This is a genomic window from Providencia sp. UF-183 (assembly GCF_058246155.1).
The window spans coordinates 1-1,786 of sequence record NZ_JBSICD010000053.1; the positions used below are offsets into that span (position 1 = coordinate 1).

The window sequence follows — 1,786 nt, forward strand, 5'->3', positions numbered from 1 at the left end:
TTAGGGTTTGAGGTGGGCAGTCACTTTACCCTCACTCACCAAGCCGGACAGTTGATTATCCGGTTGGTTGAGGGGGAGTAAACGGCTAGATGAGATCCCAGTATGGGCTGGGATCTCTTTAATCTATTTCTTTGTAATAAGAGTTATAAGAGCCATCTTCATTTTCTAGCCAAATTCGTTTACAACTAGGACAATACAGTGCTTGGATTCTTTTGGAATCTATTTTTGACAAAAAATCATCACTCTCTATTAGATTATTATTGGTTTCCAATATCCAGATGATTTCATTTATAGTCTTTTCAGCTACGAAGGAATATTGATAATCGTTATCTTCATTCGATAAGCTCATTACATAGCCACACCGACAAGCAAACTTAGACATCATTTATCTCCTTACTTAGGTCTATCATATCGAACCATATTTCCTTTCGAATCCTGAAAAAATAAGCTATTAATATTATTAGCTCCTGGTTTGTTCCATGTTCTAGCAACAATGCTATTCATTTCTTTAGCTGGTAAATCTGCTTGGATTATTATTGAATTAGTTTGTTTGTTTTTAGCCTCTATCATTCTTAATATTGATTTTTCTGTCATTGTTTTAGGATTCGGTGTGTAAACATCAACTTTGCCTATACCATAGACCCATAAATCTTGAGTCGGTTTATTTTTGATCCCTAAATCAGAAGCTGTTTCTTTATATTTAATGTCGTACCCAAGCTTAGAAAAAGCATTTCCTGCTCTCAACTCGTTCGCATCTGGTTTTGCCAATGTTTCATAGCTAATTTTCCCTTCACGTATAGCAGGTAAAGTAGATGTAGACTTTTCATTTACTAACACACTGCCCTGCCAAACATTAGTTTCAGGAGCAACTATTCCTCCGTTCGGCTTACCAGTAGTAAATTTATTTCCTAGATAGCCACCTGATATAGCTGTACTACCAAGACCAACATTGATTAAGCCATCAGCAATTTTCCCATCGGCAATTTGGGCAAAACCCGTTCCTGTTTGATAAGAACCGCCTGAAATCAACGCTAACCGCATTAATTGGCTTGCTCGTCCCGGACCCGCCAATAATGCATCTGTGCCAATCATCGCTTGCCATGTATGTCTTTCTTCAGTGCTGAGTTGCCCTAACGCTTTATTGTATTCAGCAGACAAATCAGGTGTCGCACTGCTTGGATATTTCAATATCTGTTCTACAGCCTTGAGTGCATCTGATTCACTCATTCCTCTTAACTGTAACTGTGTAGCATATGCGTTAAGGTATTCAGTCAATGCGGTTTCCCCCGCTTTATCTAAAGTACCTTGACCATATTGATAGAGTAACTTGTCGGTATAGTTATCTTTATCTGTTAGATAGATAATATTTTGAGAGGCTTCTTTGAGATTTTTACCTGCCTTTTGATCTTCGAGTGCCTTGTCTCTTATGTCGCGATCATCAGGACTTAAAAAATTATTCTCAACCGTGGTCTTCCCGGCCTCTGCGGCATTTGCTGCGCTGGACGTATCGCCGCCAACTAGCCCGCCCGCTATACCCGCGGCCAGGCTCGCAAACGCACTCACCGTCGCTTTTTCATCTTCCGTTAGCTCACTTGGCTTTTTCTTATACAGCTCTTGCGACAGCATTCCCACCGCTTCTGCCGTCATCGTACCTAACGATTGCGCACCTGAATTTTCACCTTTTGCCAGTGCTAAACCCGCCACTTTGCCTATCCACTTTGTACTCGGCTTTGTTTTTGATATCCCCAAAGCCCAGTGTGCCCGTGTCGAGTTTGTTTTTATCGGC

Annotated in this window: 2 protein-coding genes; both read right to left on the bottom strand. The window is 40.9% G+C overall.

The features are described from left to right. Positions 1–118: 118 nt before the first annotated feature. Positions 119–382 carry a DUF8617 domain-containing protein gene (locus tag AC4IFT_RS22255; protein WP_490752895.1) on the bottom strand — a complete coding sequence of 88 codons (264 nt, stop codon included), beginning with the start codon at positions 380–382 and terminating at the stop codon, positions 119–121. A gap of 11 nt (positions 383–393) precedes the next feature. Next, positions 394–1,704, bottom strand: a complete 1,311-nt coding sequence (locus AC4IFT_RS22260; protein ID WP_490752897.1) for a VENN motif pre-toxin domain-containing protein — start codon at positions 1,702–1,704, stop codon at positions 394–396. Between the last annotated feature and the right edge of the window lie 82 nt (positions 1,705–1,786).